Here is a 17,439-nt window from a genome sequence, read left to right on the forward strand (position 1 = left end):
CCTGATAAGTACCGGCCATTTTTCGCCAAGTCCCTATCAGGCAAAACCACCGTGATTCAATGATACAATGATTTATGTATCATCTCAACTGTCAATCGGCTTATTATTCTGCGTCTTCACCGTTGTCGGCTGAGTCACCAGATAATTTAGCAGCAACTTTTTCAAGATCAGCATCAGAAACAGCTTCTTCTGTCTGCTCTACTTGTTGATCTTCATCGCCTTGTTTACCTTCTAAAGCAGCGTCAGCCAATGTCTTCGTAATCAAACGAACGGCACGGATTGCGTCGTCGTTAGAAGGGATAACGTAATCAATGTTATCTGGGTCACAGTTAGTGTCGACCATAGCGATAACTGGAATGTTCAATTTACGTGCTTCGTTGATAGCGATCGCTTCTTTACGAGGATCAACAACGAAGATAGCACTTGGTTGTTCCTTCATATCGGAAATACCACCCAAGTTTAATTCCAATTTTTCGCGTTCTTTCATGAGATCAAGAACTTCTTTCTTAGGCAATGCATCGAAAGTTCCGTCCTCTTCCATTTTGTCAATGTCTTTCATACGTTGTACACGTTTTTGGATTGTTTCCCAGTTGGTCAGCGTACCACCGAGCCAACGGTGGTTGATGAAGAATTCACCAGCACGTTCAGCTTCTTCTTGGATAGCTTGTTGTGCTTGTTTCTTAGTACCAACGAATAAGATAGATCCACCTTCTGCAACTGTTTCACGAACAAAGTTGTACGCACGATCGATCAACTTAACAGTTTGTTGTAAGTCAATGATGTAAATACCGTTACGCTCTGTGAAGATGTAAGGTGCCATCTTAGGGTTCCAACGACGTGTCTGGTGTCCAAAGTGAACCCCAGCTTCTAATAATTGTTTCATAGATACTACTGACATAATATTCCTCCATTCGGTTTTTCCGCCCTCATTTCAAAATCGAACAACTCAATAGTGAGCACCGCGTTCGATCAATTCATGAGGTGTGATCTATGTGCTAAGCACACTTGATTATCATACTATATTCATGACTTTGATTGCAACTCTTATAGTGAATTTTTCATTCCTAAAATAAACTTCAAATCATCTATAGATAGACTTGGCATTTCGCGAATATCTGACTGATCCAATAATTGGTGGAAAAGTTGTCGTTTTTCCTCTTGGAGCTCAGCAATACGTTCTTCAATAGTGCCTTCAGTTATCAAACGATACACCATGACATCATTTTGCTGTCCGATACGATGTGCACGTCCAATCGCTTGCTCTTCTACCGATGGATTCCACCATAAATCATATAACAATACGGTATCAGCACCGGTTAAATTCAATCCAACACCGCCGGCTCGCAGTGAAATCAAGAAAATCTTCCGTTCGCCACGATTGAACGCATCCACTTGTTGCTGTCTGATCTCTTTATTGGTTTCACCTGTAATTTCAAAATACGGCACACCTATTTCATCAAGATAACCTGCAATCAATGTCAGCATCTTTGTAAACTGAGAGAAGATCAATATATGTCGGTCATTAGTCAATGCTTCAGACAACCATTGTTTTAGATGTTCAAATTTTGAGGATTCGCCTGTATAATCTTCATCCACTAATTTAGGATGACAGCAAATTTGGCGTAAGCGCGTAATTGCTGATAAGATTTCTAACTGAGACATCGCTTGTTGCCCCGATTGTTCAGATTGCGTGATACGTTGCTTGATATCTTCCAAATATGCAAGATACCGTGTTTTCTGATCATTATTTAATGATAGATAACGATCATACTGCGTTTTATCCGGCAATTGTAACGCCACATCTTTTTTCGTACGTCGCAAAACAAATGGACTACTCATATAGCGAATGTCGTCAATCGACAATTGGCTGTATGTTTTAGTATCTGGGAATAAACCTGGTAATACCGACTGCATCAATGCCCAAAACTCTTGTAGATTGTTTTCAAGTGGTGTTCCACAGAGGCCGATACGTAACGTTGCAGGCTGCCCCTCCACCGCTTGATAAAGTAGCGTTCTAGGATTTTTTAATGCTTGTGCTTCATCCATTACTAAGACATCAAAGTTTGATTGATGATATATCTCACGATCATTACGAAAACTCTGATAGGAAGCAATCCAAATGGCCTCTTGATGCGCTTGACGCAGCGTTTCGCGCATCTCTTGTGTGCCATCGATGATGACAGACTGCAGCGAAGGCGCGAAGCGTTCAATCTCATGTTTCCAGTTGTAAAGCACGGAAGCTGGCGCAACAATTAACACTTTGGCATCTGGATTTTTGTCGCGATACTCTAATAAAAACGCAATGGTCTGGACAGTCTTTCCTAACCCCATCTCATCTGCCAAAATACCGCCTAAACCATAACGAGATAACATGTTTAACCACTGCACCGCATACTTTTGAAAATCAGCTAACGCTGCTCTCAACGTTGAAGGTGGCTGATAATCTTCTGATTTAAAATGCGTAATATCATGATAAAACGCCTGGAAAGCCTCACTCTGACCTAAAGTATCTGCATAACTAAGTGCTTGATAGGTCAACACCGCATCACCGTTTTGCCATTGCTCTGAGTCATCCTGTAACGTTTTGAGCATATGGCGCTGATCATCCGTTGTTAATTGATCAACTGAAATAATACGGCCATCAGACAAACTAATATAATTATCGTCTTCCGCAATAGCCTTAAGAATGCGATTAATATCCCGATCGGTCACGCCTTCAACATCAAAGGTAATATTCAAATAACGATTGGAAAAGCTTGAAGTCGTTTGAATACTAGCCGTCAGCGTTTGTTTCCCTAACTGCGATAACCGTTCTGAATACTGCACAACCCAATCTCTCGGGCGAAGCTTCAAGAAATGTTCCAATCCAATCAAACATTGTCGTAATGACGAATAGGTTTTGTAGAAACTTTCAGTCCCTTCATTAAATCCATCTTTGATTAAAAAAGCCTTTGCAGTCATCTCGCCATCAATGTCACGTAACAACACACGATCCATTGATTGTTGAATATCATCATTAACCGTCACGTCACCATAGTCATAGTGTAAATTGACATGGAGCGTTTTATCGATAATATCTACCGAAACTCTAACTGTCAGTGGTTCGATCGGCTCTACCAGTGGCACAGATACGATATTTTTGATTAATGTGTGCTGCATCATCACAAAACCGAAATAGGATATGAATTGAAAGAACGCCATCTCAGGCATTTCTAAGCGGTTTTGATGTAAATAAAACAATTCATTGAGATTGTGAATCGCATCAAAATAACTGTCATCCGCTGTAATGGGATACCATTCATCATTTACAACAATCGCATGGTAATAACGATAAAAATGCACTTGATCCGCCATTTGAATTTGCCACTGTTCTGCATCTAATGACTGAATCGCAAATATTAATGGTCGATCATCGCAATCATGAACAGTGAGTGTAACATCCTGATCGTTAAGGTACCAATTAGTATACGGCTCATCTGCCTTAATACTTTGAAGCAAACAGTCTAGCATTGAGGCATTCAATAGTTGCTCTTTGCCTGAGGTATATGTCTGATCTCCTGACAAAGATGCGAGCGCACTAATCAACGCATAAGCTGACTGACTGAAAGCTTCTTTAACTAGCCAAACTGTTTTATCTCCCTGTTGTGTCAGTGAATAATTTTTCTCATGAATAAAGGTATCCATAAACAGCTGCCAATCACTAACTTCATACCAACGATCACTCTTGATCCATAAATGTGCATTCAACAATTTGGTATCTGATAACAATGCATGATTAGACGATTCATCACTCACATTAATTTTAATTTTTAATGGTTTAATTTGTTCCGGCAAAGTATTTTCAAAAGTAACGACACCATAACGTTCTGCATAGTTTCGATAGAGCGCATGAACATCAATAGTTTGCTGACCGAGTATTTCTGGATAGTAAAAAGGATCTTTCGTTTTTTCAGACAGATGACGTGACACCTTGTGTTCCTTCAAGAAGAGTTCCACGCTAACCGTATGCTTACAATAGCCTTTTTGTTGCCACATATCACACTGACAGCGATCTTCTTCGCGTGCTGTGCCATCTAATCCAACATAAAACCACTGTTCATCGAAAACTTCTGCATACCATGTCTGGCGATTAGTATCCGGAATGACCCGTTTAATTGCTTGCTCGTCAACTAACTGGCGTCCTGCTTCAATTAATCTTGTTGGGATACTCCATTTCATCTCAATTGTCACCTCCTATTTTTCAATAATCGGTATCTTTGGATACAAAAAAATGATTGAAGATACAGTGATCAACAATCATTTTTACTATGATTTCAACTTATGATTAGTGATTGAGTTGTTGCTTCACAACTTTTTGAACGACACTGCCGTCAGCGCGTCCTTTAGTTGCGGCCGCTGCCTTACCCATCACTTTTCCGAAATCTTTCATAGAATCAGCGTTTAACTCTTCGATAATTTCTTGTACTTTAGTCGCAATTTCCTCTTCAGATAATTGCTCGGGAAGATACGCTTCAACCACTTCAATCTCTTGACGTGCTTCATCAGCCAAGTCGTTGCGGCCAGCAGATGTAAATTCTTCAATTGAATCTAAACGCTGTTTACGTTCTTTAGCGATAACTGCTAAAGCATCCGCTTCAGACAATTCGCCACCATTATCTAATTCTTTCTTCTGCAATGCTCCTTTGAGCATGCGGATAACACTTAGGCGCTTTTTATCCTTGGCTTTCATTGCTTCTTTGAGATCGGAATTCAAACGTTCAGTTAACGTCATACCACTCTCTCCTCAATTCAAACACGCATTATCTCTTACGTTTACGAGCAGCTTCAGATTTTTTCTTGCGACGAACTGAAGGTTTTTCGTAGTATTCACGTTTACGTACTTCTCGTAAAGTACCTGATTGAGATACTTGTCGTCTGAATCGTCCTAAAGCATCTTCAAGGGATTCGTTCTTACGAACAACGGTCTTAGCCATGTGTGTTACCTCCCCTCGTGCATATCAATCGTTTCTTCACATAGAAACGTACAACGGACATTATAGCGATTTTCGCTCCTTGCGTCAATCAAGATTATGAAATGTGCAAAAAATTACGATTAACTTACTGCACACTCTGCACAGAGTCCGATCAACTGAAATTGATGTTCTTCAATTTGCACACCAGGTAATTGACGTTCATAGAAATCGAGCGGACATGTTTCAACCGGTAATGCCTTGCCGCAATTGCGACAGATAAAATGATGATGATGGCCAATTTCAGGATCACAGTGCTTACGGAACATCATTTCACCATCAAATTCCGTCTCTTCTAACATTTGCTCTTCAGTAAATAACTTCAAGTTACGATAAATCGTATCAAAACTCATCTTTGGGTACACAACTTTAATGCGTTGTTGCACTTCTTTTGCTGAGAAATAACGATTCTCGTCTTCGTCAAAGAGTGCTAACAAATCAGCACGCCGTTGTGTGTACTTATAGCCTTTATTTGATAATTTTGTCATCGATTCGTTTACAAAATCCGTCATGTGAATCGTCACATCCTTTTTATAAATCATAAGCATTCCTATTTACCTGCTTATAGAGAGAATAGTACGTTATATCAAAAACGTCAAGCATCTCTATATCAACGTATAATGTTCATAGAAATTTTGTTATACTAGTCACAAAAGGAGGACGATTGCCATGCGTAGTAATTATTCAAGTTTAAATGAACATCCCGATGATAAACCGTTCGAAGCTACACTTGTTTACTACTTACTCTCAGATGCGGCTGGCCAGTTGAATCAAAACTATTTGAATAGTGTCATGGTGCAATTTCCTACTGTACATTTTCAGGTTAAGAACTGTACATTTATTCAATACCATCATCAACTAAAAACAGCATTAGAAGAAGCTCGCGAGCAAAAAGCAAATGTTTTCGGAAGTTTTGTTGATCCAGTATTTGATCAATTCGCGAAATCATTCTGTGAAACTTATGATCTTGTTTATACCAGTGTCATGCAACCTGTCATACGTACCGTCGAAGATCAAACGAATATTCACGCACTACAGCAACCTGGTAATAAGACGCCACTGGATAATAGCTATTATCGCCGCGTTGAGTGTTTAGAATTTGCAGTAGCGAATGATGACGGCCAGAATCCCGATCGATTCGGTGAAGCTGACATCGTCCTACTCGGTATCTCACGTACAGGTAAAACACCACTCAGTATCTATCTTGCTTTCCAAGGATACAAAGTCGCTAATTTACCATTATTGCCCGAGTCACGTATTCCCGACGCAATTTTCAATGTAGATAAACAAAAGATTGTGGGACTGACAACTGATGCTGAAGTGCTAAACCGTTATCGAAAAGAACGGTTGCGCGCTTTCGGTTTAGAAGACTCTGGACAATACAATAATGAAGACCGCATTACGAATGAACTGTGTTATGCCGATGGAATCTACCGCAAGTTAAACTGTCCTGTGATTAATGTTGCTGAGCGTAGTATTGAAGAAACCGCCACATTAATCGCCTTACTACTAGATCTCAAACGTCCTGAACTATAATTTTAAAATCAATAAACCTGCTCATTGTAAAATCTCAGTGAGCAGGTTTTCTTATGTTATCTATTGTTCTTTAATTTCTGACATCAAGTTTGGATTGTATTGATTATTTCGGAACATATCAATCTCAAGTTTATACGGTGGTTTCTTATGCCGTTTATTATCGTCATATTGAACCCACGGCGTTTCTAAGATTTTCGGACAATCTTTAAGCGCTGGATGATTCACGATACGATTTAGCGCCTCAAAACCGATAGTCCCCTCACCAACATTTGCATGGCGGTCCTTATGAGCGCCACGTGGATTTTTCGAATCATTGATATGCATAACTTTCAAACGATCTAATCCAATAATACGATCGAATTCCTCTAGTACGTCATCAAAATGATCTTTGATGTCATATCCCGCATCGTTCATATGGCAGGTATCCATTGTGACTGACAGCGATTCATTATGTGTGACCCCATCGATAATCGCAGCAATTTCTTCAAAACGCACACCTATCTCAGAACCTTTACCAGACATGGTTTCAATCGCGATCTGAGCCTTCTCATCGCCTGTTAATACGGCATTTAATCCTTTTACAAGTGCCTTAATCCCTTCTTCAGTCGAAGTTTGCACGTGAGATCCTGGATGGAAAGTAATTTGCTTGGCTCCGATAGCTTCCGCACGCTTAATTTCATCTTTTAGAAATGAAACATAAAATTCAAAGTTCTCCGGTTTATTTGGATTTGCGAGATTGACAATGTATGGCGCATGAATAACGATCGATTCAATGCCTTTTTCGGCCATTAATTTTCTTCCTGGTTCAATCATTAAATCTTCAATCGGTTTACGTTTGGTGTTTTGAGGCGCACCAGTATAAATCATAAACGCTGTTTCACCATATGAAGCTGCTTCTTCAACAGCACCCAATAGCATTTTTTTACCTTTCATTGAAACATGTGAGCCTATGATCATTAATTATCAATCCTCTTTCATTGTTTGCCATTGCTTCACTAATTTTTGACGATGTTCTGAAACTACGCGAGTGTCGGTAAAGAAATCCATAAAGTTCTCACGTTGTTCACTGAATAGAACGATGATACCGAGAAAAGAAAAATGCATCAGTATCATTTTTCCAATGCCTTCGCGAACAAATGCGGTGCTAAATGATAACCGATCAGCATCTAAAGCAATTGTACGTAAGCCCATAATTGCCTTACCTACCGTCCAGCCATTTGTTAAATAAGTTAACAATGTAAAGTACGTGACAGCAATAAGCCCTTGGCAGACGGTCTCTATCCCACTAGCCATGGCATTGGATAACGACATAAAATCCACTGCAAACATAACAATAGATAGGAAAGCATCGATGAGTAACTTATCAATCCAGAAAGCAATCACACGTGAAAAGAAGCCTCCGAAGATCCCGCGTGGCCAATGTGAAATCGATAATTCTGAACGTGCCATTACTCTGTCACTCCTCCATAAATCGCCCACACAATCGGACTATGAGATTGATGTGTCAATCTGTTCAAATTCTGCGGTGATTCTTTCTCCGCATATGGTGAAACAATCTGACCTAGACGTTCTACTGCTTGCCCAAAGAGATTAGCAACACTGTCCCATTGGCTAGAAGTCATCGGCATATAAGAGACATTAGGTGCATCTAGATCTAAATCTTTAATCATTTGATCAATGACTTGACTTTGATCGCCAATTTCATCTACCAATCCATTTTCTTTTGCCTGTTTTGCGGTATATACACGGCCGTCTGCCAATTGACGCACATCAGCTTCAGGCATTTTTCGTCCTTTTGATACAATCTTGACAAAATTATCATAAGATTCATCAATAATTCCTTGGAAGATCTGTTTTTCTTCGTCAGTCGGTTCACGGAAGGCGTTCCCCGCATCCTTAACTTTCCCTGATTTATAGATATTTTGAGAGAGTCCGATTCTATCAGCTAATGCACTGTAATTCGGTTGTGTGAGGATCACTCCAATCGATCCCGTCAACGTTTCAGGATGTGCGTATAGTTTGTCGCCAGCCATTGAAATCATATAAGCACCGCTGGCCGCCACAGATTTCATATTCACATACACCGGCACATCGCGTTCTGTCTTGAGTTGTCTTATCGCATCGTACATTTCTTCACTGGCATATACTTCGCCTCCACCGGAATCTACCTCTAGGATAATTCCTGCGAGAGATGAATCACTTTTCAATGCCTCAATGCCCTCGAGTAAGCGTTGTTGATCATAGGCAGTGTTATCTGCCAAGAATCCGCCAGTACTCTGCGACGCGATGGTACCGTGAATAGGAATAACGACAACCTTTTGATCCATATTCCCTTCACGAATAGTGAGATCATCATTAACTGTTTGATTAATGGCTTTTTGAAAAGCATTACTTTCGGCTTCTCGCCATCCACTAAATAGCGCACCCAAAATCAAAACAATCACACCGAAACCGACAAGTAACCAACGCTTCCGATTCATGTTACTACGCCTCGCTTTCAGCTAATAAAGGTTCAATATCCTTCACAATTTTTTCAGGCGCAGTGGCCGGCGCATACCGTTTTACAATCCGACCATCACGATCAATTAAAAATTTAGTAAAATTCCATTTAATACTCTTGTTTAGTTTTCCTGGTGCTTCTGAGGTTAAGTACTTGAACAACGGCATGGCATCTTTACCGTTAACTTTTTCAACAGAATGCATTGGAAAGCTCACACCATAAGTTGTCCGACAAATAGCTGCTGCTTCTTCGCCATCTTTTACTTCTTGCATAAATTGATCAGACGGAAATCCTAAGACAGTTAGTCCACGGTCACGATAGGCTTCGTATAGTTTTTCTAAACCTTCAAATTGTGGTGCTAAGCCACACTTTGTGGCGGTATTGACAATCAGTAACACGTCACCACGATATTTATCGAGTGAATAGCTTTCACCAGTCTCTGTCTTCACATCAAAATCATAAATAGTCGTCATCATCATTTCCTCCATTCCCTATATTTAAATTAATTATAGCATTGTCAATACAAATAAGATAACGCATACAACGAAAAAAGCGCCCGCGAATCATCGTGGACACTTATTTTAGAAATTTCTTAATAATTTTAGTCTTTATCTAAGTCGATTGTTTGAAGACCCAAATCAGCTAATTGACCTTCAGATGGTTCACTAGGCGCACTTGTCAATGGATCGAATGCTCGACCATTCTTAGGGAATGCCATCACTTGACGAATGTTATCTTCACCTGCTAACAACATCACGATACGGTCTAACCCCATTGCACAACCGCCATGTGGTGGAAAACCGTAATCTAATGAACGAAGTAAGAAACCGAACTGTTCTTCAGCACTCTCCTTAGTAAATCCAAGTGCTTTAAACATACGTTCCTGAATATCACGTTCGTTAATACGGATGGATCCACCACCGATTTCATAACCGTTCAAAACGATGTCATAAGCTGCCGCGTAAACTTCACCTGGGTTGGATTCTAATTTATCCAAATCTTCACGTTTAGGCATAGTGAATGGATGGTGCATTGCGGTGTAGCGTTTTTCATCTTCGTCCCATTCTAATAATGGGAAGTCCACAACCCATAAGAAGTTAAATTGATCTTTTGGCATCAAGCCTAATTCACGACCAAATTTCAAACGAATTTCGCCTAATGAACGTTCAACGATAGCTTTCTTATCTGCTGCGAAGATCAAAATGTCGCCCGCTTCAGCATCCAAACGCTCTACCAATGGTTCTGGGTTGTCGCGGAAGAATTTACCGATTGGACCAGTCAATCCTTCATCAGAAACTTTGATCCATGCCGCACCTTTGCCGCCGAAGTCAGCAACAAAGTCAGCCAAACTATCAAGGTCTTTACGTGAGTACTGATCTGCCGCACCCTTAACGTTAATACCTTTAACGATACCACCATTTTCTTTTGCCATGTTGAAGACTTTGAATGAGTAATCATCAACGATGTCTGTAATATCGGTCAATTCCATACCGAAACGTGTGTCCGGTTTATCTGAACCGTAACGATCCATTGCTTCGTCATAGCTCATCACAGGGAAAGCATCATTAAATTCAAGACCCTTTACGTCTTTCATAACGTATTTCAACATACCTTCAACGATATCACGAATATCGCCTTCTTCGAGGAACGTTGTTTCTAAGTCGATCTGCGTAAATTCTGGTTGACGGTCACCACGCAAGTCTTCATCACGGAAACATTTAACGATCTGGTAGTAGCGATCGAAACCACTAGCCATCAATAACTGTTTGAACAACTGTGGCGATTGTGGCAATGCATATGTTTCACCTGGATGGATACGCGAAGGCACGAGGAAGTCACGTGCACCTTCTGGCGTTGATTTGGTTAAGTTCGGTGTTTCGATATCTAAGAAACCTTTACCTTCCAAGTAACGACGGACAGCATGGGTCACTTTTGAGCGCATCCATAAATTGTTCAACATTTTTGGACGACGTAAATCAATGTAACGATATTCTAAACGCTTATCTTCATTAACATCGATGTCATCTTCTACCGGGAATGGCGGTGTTTTTGAACGGTTCAAAATTGTTAAGGAAGTTGCCATAATTTCGAAATGACCCGTACGTAATTTAGAGTTGATTTCAGATTCGGCACGGTTAACAACCTTACCCGTTACCTCAATAACAAATTCAGAACGTAATTCTTCTGCTACTTGGAATTGATCATCAATGTATTCACGGTTAAAGACAATTTGTACTAAACCTTCACGGTCACGTAAGTCAACAAAGATAACCCCACCGAGGTCGCGACGCTTTTGTACCCAACCTTTGACGGTGACTTCTTGGTCAACGTGTTCTTCATTAATTAATCCACAGTATGTTGTGCGTTCCACACTACTTCTCTCCCATCATATTTTGATATATTTCACTAAAGTTAGTTTCTAATTCATTCATTGGGAATGATTGCTCCATCCCATCAGATAGACGTTTCACTCTTACGATATTTTGTTCAATTTCTTGATCACCAAGTGTAATCGCTAGTTCAGCACCTAATTTATCAGCTTCTCGATACTGTTTACCTGGTTTGCGTTTCGTTAAATCACGATCAACACTGAAACCTTGCTGACGTAATTTCTGACTTAATTCGAATGTTGCCTCAAAAGCCTGATCACCAATCGCTACAAAGTAAGCATTTAGTGGTAATTGTTCAGGAATCTCAACGCCCTGAGCATCCATCAGAAGTATCAAACGCTCTAATCCAATCGCAAAACCAAAACCTGGGGCTTCGACTTTGCCGTCAGATAACTCACTGACTAATCCAGAATAATTCCCGCCACCGCAAATAGTAGTTTCAGCACCGAATACCGGATCTTCCGTCATAAATTCAAAAATCGTTTCCTGATAGTAGTCAAGACCGCGAACCATGGTGGCATCAATTTCAAATGGAATGCCGATCTTTGTTAACAGGTCTTGCACCAGTTGGAAGCGCGCTTCAGAATCTGGTGACAAGTAATCGAGAATACTCGGCGCATCCTTAACAATTTCTTGATCTTTTGCTTCCTTACTATCTAGTACACGCAACGGATTATCGATGAAACGACGTTTGGAATCCTCACTGAGTTCTGCTTCATGTGGCTTTAGATAATCAATCAACGCCTCACGATAACGTTTACGATCTTCTGTACTACCGAGTGAGTTGATAACTAATTTGACGTCTTTCAACCCAAAAGCTTTAAGTAAATCATATGCGAGCGCTAATGTCTCAGCATCCGTCCATGCTCCCTCACCGTTGAATACTTCCACACCTAATTGGTGGAACTGACGTTGACGACCGCTTTGTGGTCGTTCATAGCGGAACATTGGTCCTATATAATAAGCTTTATATGGTGTTGGATGTTCAGGACCAAATAATTTATTTTCGATATATGCTCTAACAATCGGTGCGGTACCTTCTGGACGTAGTGCAATATGACGATCCCCTTTGTCGTTAAAATCGTACATTTCTTTTGTAACTACGTCAGTTGTTTCGCCGACACCACGACTGAACAACTTGAAACTTTCAAAAATTGGCGTACGAATTTCAAAAAAACGATAGTTCTCTAAAATAGTGCGCGCTGTCTTTTCAATAAACTGCCATTTTTTACCTTCTTCAGGCAGAATATCAGTCGTTCCTTTAGGTCTTTGAATCATGTGATTTCCCCCTTTAACAAAAAAAGCCCTCATCCCGAAAATACGGGACAAGGGCGATTGCATTCGCGGTACCACCTAGTTTTAACTGTAAAAACAGTACTCTATGCTTAACGCGCATTAACGAGACAGCTTTTGCCTGTCTTCCTCGAGAGTGTTCTTTTCTGTTTTCGTGCTCTTGAATGCTTGCACCGTCCATTCTCGCTGTAAAAGAGACACGAAAACACTGCTCCGTCAACAGATAAAACCAGATTTTATGAGAATTTTAGCGAATATTTATCTTTAAGTCAATAGTTTGTCACTAATTCCTCACGCTATTCCTTTGAATTGCTTTATTTTATGTCTACAATCAGCTAAACTAATACTAACTATGCGGTGATGAGGAGCCGATTCATGAAAGATCAAAAAAAGGATAAAACTTATATAAATACTCTAAAAAACATCCCTCCGCAGTGGCGTTATTTTGGGATTGTGGCACTTTTTTTCTTCATTGGTGGGGGTTCAATTTGGTTAACGGAACATAATCGTACCCAAGCGATCACTGCCGATGTGGTTAATATGCGTAAAGGTCCTGGTATCTCATATGATATTGCGTCTCAGCTAAAAAAAGGCACAGACTATCGTATTGTCAGCACACAGAATGGCTGGCAAAAAATTCTACTAAACGACGGTCGTGTGGGTTGGTTAGCGGATTGGTTATCTGATAGTATTCAAGCCATTCGTACTGAAAATCCAGTCGGTACAGGCTATCTCGCAACGATGCTTCAAGAGACATCAGCTTATGAATCTGCTGATGAATCCTCTAACAAAGTATCGGACGTAAAGAAAAATGATAAATACAATATTATCTTCCAAGAGAACGGCTGGGTACAATTACAGCTAGATTCTGGTCTTGGTTGGGTTAAACAGGAAACGATTGAGATTACACCTGGTAGTGTGCCTGCCCCACCAGTCACTAAAGGTACGACGGAATCTTTTGACAGTAATTTCCTGAAAGACTACGACTACCAGGTAATCGTTGAGGCAGAAGGTGCACATATTCGTCAAGCACCAGATACCAGTAGCAGTATCGTCTATGAAGCTAAACGCAAGGAACCACTCGCTTATCTTGGGCAGTCTGGCGCCTATTACCACGTCAGAACAGATGATGGCACAACTGGTTATATTGCCAATTGGGTAGCTACTAGTGATTCGGAAGCAATGCAAGCACTTGCTAAACAAGCCGAATCAACAACAACACTCCGTTCCAAGACGATTGTGCTCGATCCTGGTCACGGTGGCGAGGATCCAGGGGCCATTTCAGATGATGAATCACTATATGAAAAAGATATCACGCTCAAAACGGCACAAGCTGTTCAGCAGGCATTGGAAAAAGCCGGAGCGACAGTGATTATGACACGCGATGGTGATGAAACTGTTTCTTTATCTGAACGACCTGCTATTGCTAATCAACAAAACGCCGATGCATTCATTAGTTTGCATTACGATGCTGCAGAAAATAGCCAGAGTGCGAGCGGCTCAACCGTCTACCAGTATGGCGATGACTCAACACCATTAGCCATTGCTGTACAGGCACAGTTAATGGAACAAGGTCAGTTGCCGAATACGGGCATTAAATTTGGCGACTTCCAAGTTATCCGTGACTCACAGACGCCTGGATTGTTAATTGAGCTTGGATACATGTCTAACTTGAATGACATTGCCGTGTTTACTCAAGACAGCTACTATGAACACGTTGCGAAATCTATCACAGATGGTTTAACCATCTTCTTCAATTCAGAAACCGATAGCTTACTCGAACAGCTCGATCCAGAAAATCCGTCGAGTGAAACTGTTGACTTGGAACCCGACCCAAATGCCATTCAGACATATCCTAATAACCAAGGTGATATCTCTGAATAACAAATATATGAAAAGAGCTTCGTCACAGCTGTGACGAAGCTCTTTTTTGTCTATCTTTTATTATTTATCAGCACTATCCACAATAATTGTAACTGGCCCGTCATTAACTAAAGACACTTGCATATCCGCACCAAATTGACCAGTTTCGACTGCTAAACCATGAACTTCTCTAAGTTCTTGGTTAAACGCCTGGTACAGTTTATCACCAAGTTCAGGATCTGCTGCCCCCGTAAAGCTCGGGCGATTACCTTTCCGCGTATCTGCGAAAAGTGTGAATTGAGAAATAGATAGTACTTTTCCATCCACTTGATCGAGTGACAAGTTCATCTTATCATTCTCATCTGTAAAGACACGCATCTTTGCGACTTTACGCGCAACATATTTAACATCTTCTTCAGTATCGTTAGGGCCAACCCCAACGAGTAACATAAATCCGCGACCGATTGAACCAACGACTTCATCATCAATCGACACAGAAGCTTCACTGACTCGCTGTACAACAACTTTCAAAAATGATTCTCCTTCCCTGACTAAGTTATCCTCTATACACGTTTCACTTGATCCACATCTGGAATATCTTTGAGCTTCACAATGACACGTTCGAGTTGTGAGGTATCCCGAACGAAGAAACGCAACTTAACCGTTACTGTATTCGTCTTATGATTTGTATTTGCGTTGATCCCTGTCACATGATCCGTCAATGGTGACATTACTTCGAGGACATCATTCACAATTTCATGACGATCGAAGGCGTTGATTTCAATACCCACTTCATAATTCTTATTATCATGGTTCGCCTCGTTTTCCCAATCAACGGGGAGCAAGCGTGCTTCGGTTTCATCATCCTGTCCTTGAACATTCGGACAATCCTGGCGATGAACGGTAATCCCACGTCCTTTAGTAATATAACCGACGATCGCATCACCCGGAACCGGACTACAGCACTTTGCTAGACGGAATAGTAAGTTATCGACACCTTCGACAATCACACCGTTGTTATGCTTGATGCGCATCGGTTCGACACGCGTGAGATGTGCTCGTTGCGCCGCTTCAGTCGCCTTATCTGAAACATCCGCAACTTTCACCGGTTCTTCTTTGGCTGGTCGCACTAGTCGTTTCAAACGATATGCCACCGCATGTGCTGATAATTCGTTAAAACCGACTGCTGCATACAGATCTTCCATCGTTTTAAAGTTAAAGCGTGCGAGTAAATCCTGACGCGTGCGTTTATTTAAAACTTCGCTCATAGAGAAGCCGAGCTCATTAACCTGCGCGGCTACCGCGTGCTCCCCAATTTCAATATTCTTCTCGCGATCCTTGACTTTGAAGTAACGACGAATTTTATTCTTGGCCTTATTAGAAGCCACTAAATGTACCCAGTCACGACTCGGACCTGCCGAATTTTTGGCAGTCATGACTTCGACAATATCACCATTCTTTAATTGATGGGATAGCGGCACAATCTTACCGTTAACTTTGGCACCGACTGTACTGTTCCCCACTTCGGAATGAATGGCATACGCAAAGTCTAGCGGTACCGAACCCGCTGGTAATTCGTGGACATCCCCTTTTGGCGTAAATACATAAACTTTATCTTTGAAAATGTCTTCTTTAACACTTTCCATAAAGTCTGTGGCGCTCGTACTATCCGACTGTAGATCTTCAATTTGGTTGAACCATTCAAGTTGTGAAGCAAGTTCATCCTTTTCAACTTTGTCAGTCTTTCCTTGTTTGTACGCCCAATGCGCTGCAATGCCGTATTCTGCAACTTCATGCATTTCAAACGTACGAATTTGAATTTCGACAGGTGTTCCATTTGGTCCCAGGACTGTTGTATGAAGCGACTGATAGCCGTTTGCTTTTGGCATAGCGATATAATCTTTGAAGCGATTCGGCAGTGGACGCCAGTGCGTATGTGCAACGCCAAGCACTGCGTAACAGTCCTTCAATGTTGGCACTAATACACGAATAGCCAACAAGTCGTAGATATCTTCGAAACTCTTATTCTGTCCTTTCATTTTCTTATAGACAGAATAAATATGCTTTGGTCGCCCATAGATATCATAGTCGCCGCTGACAGATTCATCGATAAACTGTTTCATGACACTAATCGTCTGATCGATAAAACGTTCACGATCTTCACGTCTAGAATTCATCAAATGCGCAATACGATAGTACTCTTCGGGATTAATGTAACGTAACGACGTATCTTCAAGCTCCCATTTAATCTGGCTGATCCCCAAACGATCGGCAAGCTGTGCATAGATTTCTAATGTTTCTGTCGCAATTTCAACCTGTTTTTCACGACGGTGAAATTGTAAAGTCCGCATGTTATGTAGTCGATCGGCAAGTTTTACCATAATAACGCGTAGATCGTTCGCCATCGCTAACAGCATTTTACGATGATTTTCCGCCTGCTGTTCTTGTTTTGAGCGATATTTTACCTTACCTAGTTTTGTCACGCCATCAACAATATGACGAATGGTTGGATTGAAGAGAAATTCAATGTCATCTAGTGTAAATCCTGTATCCTCAACCACATCATGCAAAAATCCTGAAGCTACAGTTTCATGATCCATCTTCAAATCCGCTAAAATACCGGCAACTTGTACAGGATGCACATAATAAGGTTCGCCTGATTTACGGCGTTGATCACGATGCGCACGACTCGCTACTTTCGCTGCTTTCTTCACAACCGCAAACTTCTCTTCGGTCATATATTCTGCACACCGTTCGAGTACCTCAGCCTCAGTTTTATTAGGTATATCAGACATTGTGCACTCCCCCTTATCTCTGGTTTAATATTGTTTATAATTTTAGCTCAATT

The 17,439-nt window shown here is 41.0% G+C and carries 15 protein-coding genes; 2 read left to right on the forward strand and 13 right to left on the reverse strand.

All coding sequences use genetic code 11. From position 1 onward, the window contains the following. Positions 1–103: 103 nt before the first annotated feature. The 5 genes from rpsB to ACWOEX_RS01885 form a co-directional block, all read right to left on the reverse strand. Positions 104–898 (reverse strand): 30S ribosomal protein S2, encoded by a 795-nt coding sequence (rpsB, locus tag ACWOEX_RS01865; RefSeq protein WP_455297564.1) that lies wholly within the window; start codon positions 896–898, stop codon positions 104–106. 146 nt (positions 899–1,044) lie between these two features. Beyond that, positions 1,045–4,218 (reverse strand): SNF2-related protein, encoded by a 3,174-nt coding sequence (locus ACWOEX_RS01870; RefSeq protein WP_455297565.1) that lies wholly within the window; start codon positions 4,216–4,218, stop codon positions 1,045–1,047. Between the two features lie 106 nt (positions 4,219–4,324). Beyond that, positions 4,325–4,771 carry a GatB/YqeY domain-containing protein gene (locus ACWOEX_RS01875; protein WP_455297566.1) on the reverse strand — a complete coding sequence of 149 codons (447 nt, stop codon included), beginning with the start codon at positions 4,769–4,771 and terminating at the stop codon, positions 4,325–4,327. A gap of 28 nt (positions 4,772–4,799) precedes the next feature. Continuing rightward, positions 4,800–4,973, reverse strand: a complete 174-nt coding sequence (gene rpsU, locus ACWOEX_RS01880) for a 30S ribosomal protein S21 (protein WP_455297567.1) — start codon at positions 4,971–4,973, stop codon at positions 4,800–4,802. A gap of 119 nt (positions 4,974–5,092) precedes the next feature. After that, a complete protein-coding gene (locus ACWOEX_RS01885) occupies positions 5,093–5,521 on the reverse strand; it encodes a Fur family transcriptional regulator (protein WP_455297568.1) in 429 nt (142 codons plus the stop codon). Between the two features lie 157 nt (positions 5,522–5,678). Between ACWOEX_RS01885 and ACWOEX_RS01890 the strand changes: the two genes are divergently transcribed. Next, positions 5,679–6,545, forward strand: a complete 867-nt coding sequence (locus ACWOEX_RS01890) for a pyruvate, water dikinase regulatory protein (protein WP_455297569.1) — start codon at positions 5,679–5,681, stop codon at positions 6,543–6,545. Between the two features lie 60 nt (positions 6,546–6,605). Here the strand turns inward: ACWOEX_RS01890 and ACWOEX_RS01895 are convergent, their stop codons facing one another. The 6 genes from ACWOEX_RS01895 to hisS all read right to left on the reverse strand — a co-directional run bounded on the left by ACWOEX_RS01895 (position 6,606) and on the right by hisS (position 12,713). Beyond that, a complete protein-coding gene (locus ACWOEX_RS01895; protein ID WP_455297570.1) occupies positions 6,606–7,502 on the reverse strand; it encodes a deoxyribonuclease IV in 897 nt (298 codons plus the stop codon). Between the two features lie 6 nt (positions 7,503–7,508). Further along, the gene (locus ACWOEX_RS01900) at positions 7,509–7,994 is read right to left on the reverse strand and encodes an RDD family protein (RefSeq protein WP_455297571.1); all 486 of its coding nucleotides are present in this window, start codon (positions 7,992–7,994) and stop codon (positions 7,509–7,511) included. Next, positions 7,994–9,025 carry a signal peptide peptidase SppA gene (gene sppA, locus ACWOEX_RS01905; RefSeq protein WP_455297572.1) on the reverse strand — a complete coding sequence of 344 codons (1,032 nt, stop codon included), beginning with the start codon at positions 9,023–9,025 and terminating at the stop codon, positions 7,994–7,996. The genes ACWOEX_RS01900 and sppA overlap by 1 nt, the downstream gene beginning before the upstream one ends. A gap of 4 nt (positions 9,026–9,029) precedes the next feature. Then, a complete protein-coding gene (locus ACWOEX_RS01910) occupies positions 9,030–9,518 on the reverse strand; it encodes a glutathione peroxidase (RefSeq protein ID WP_455297573.1) in 489 nt (162 codons plus the stop codon). Positions 9,519–9,646: 128 nt separating this feature from the next. Further along, entirely contained in the window at positions 9,647–11,416 is a 1,770-nt protein-coding gene (aspS, locus tag ACWOEX_RS01915) for an aspartate--tRNA ligase (protein WP_455297574.1), read from the reverse strand. A 1-nt stretch (position 11,417) separates the two neighbouring features. Then, complete coding sequence (gene hisS / locus ACWOEX_RS01920; RefSeq protein WP_455297575.1) at positions 11,418–12,713, reverse strand: histidine--tRNA ligase; 1,296 nt, start codon at positions 12,711–12,713, stop codon at positions 11,418–11,420. A gap of 390 nt (positions 12,714–13,103) precedes the next feature. Between hisS and ACWOEX_RS01925 the strand changes: the two genes are divergently transcribed. Further along, positions 13,104–14,612 carry an N-acetylmuramoyl-L-alanine amidase gene (locus ACWOEX_RS01925; RefSeq protein ID WP_455297577.1) on the forward strand — a complete coding sequence of 503 codons (1,509 nt, stop codon included), beginning with the start codon at positions 13,104–13,106 and terminating at the stop codon, positions 14,610–14,612. A gap of 60 nt (positions 14,613–14,672) precedes the next feature. Here ACWOEX_RS01925 and dtd read toward each other — a convergent pair whose 3' ends face one another. Further along, positions 14,673–15,122, reverse strand: a complete 450-nt coding sequence (gene dtd, locus ACWOEX_RS01930) for a D-aminoacyl-tRNA deacylase (protein WP_455297579.1) — start codon at positions 15,120–15,122, stop codon at positions 14,673–14,675. A 32-nt stretch (positions 15,123–15,154) separates the two neighbouring features. Further along, positions 15,155–17,386, reverse strand: coding sequence for a RelA/SpoT family protein (locus tag ACWOEX_RS01935; protein ID WP_455297581.1), 2,232 nt, complete (start codon positions 17,384–17,386; stop codon positions 15,155–15,157). Positions 17,387–17,439: the final 53 nt, after the last annotated feature.

The organism is Aerococcus vaginalis (genome assembly GCF_053762225.1).